This window comes from Flavobacterium poyangense (assembly GCF_011751075.1).
GTDB lineage: Bacteria > Bacteroidota > Bacteroidia > Flavobacteriales > Flavobacteriaceae > Flavobacterium > Flavobacterium poyangense.
Genome location: NZ_JAALLN010000095.1, coordinates 1 through 730 on the forward strand (window position 1 = coordinate 1; position 730 = coordinate 730).

The following is a 730-nucleotide window of genomic DNA, read 5'->3' on the forward strand; positions in this document are numbered from 1 at the left end:
GTATGGCCTGATAAAGTTAAAAGTGTACTGTTAGTTCCTGTACATACTGTTGTTCCACCACCAACTGATCCTGCAACTGTGGTTGGAGATACCGTTACAGTAGTGGCAGTAGAATTTAAAGTTGCACAACTACCGCTTTGTACCACTGCACGATAAGAAGTTGTCGCCGTTAAATTAGTAGCAGTAAATGTTGTAGCTGTATTTACAAATGGAGTTCCTGCAGTAGCGAAATTATCTAAAGAAGACTCCCATCTTATTATGCTTCCGGTATGACCAGAAAGTGTTAATACTGTACTGTTAGTTCCTGTACATACAGTTGCTCCTCCACCAACTGATCCCGCAACTGTAGTTGGAGAAACCGTTACTGTAGCGGCAACAGAGTTTAATTGTAGACAACTACCACTTTTTACAACTGCTCTATAAGAAGTTGTAGCCGTAAGATTAGTAGCAGTAAATGTTGTAGTTGTATTTACAATTGGAGTTCCTGCAGTAGCAAAATTATCTAAAGAGGATTCCCATCTTACAATATTTCCAGTATGGCCTGATAAAGTTAAAAGTGTACTGTTAGTTCCTGTACATACTGTTGTTCCACCACCAACTGATCCTGCAACTGTGGTTGGAGATACCGTTACAGTAGTGGCAGTAGAATTTAAAGTTGCACAACTACCGCTTTGTACCACTGCACGATAAGAAGTTGTCGCCGTTAAATTAGTAGCAGTAAATGTTGTAG

At 39.9% G+C, this 730-nt stretch carries 1 protein-coding gene; it reads right to left on the bottom strand.

What is annotated here, in order from left to right; genetic code table 11:
- On the bottom strand, positions 1-730 hold a 730-nt coding region (locus G3A47_RS22770), incomplete at both ends, for an Ig-like domain-containing protein (RefSeq protein ID WP_458294232.1).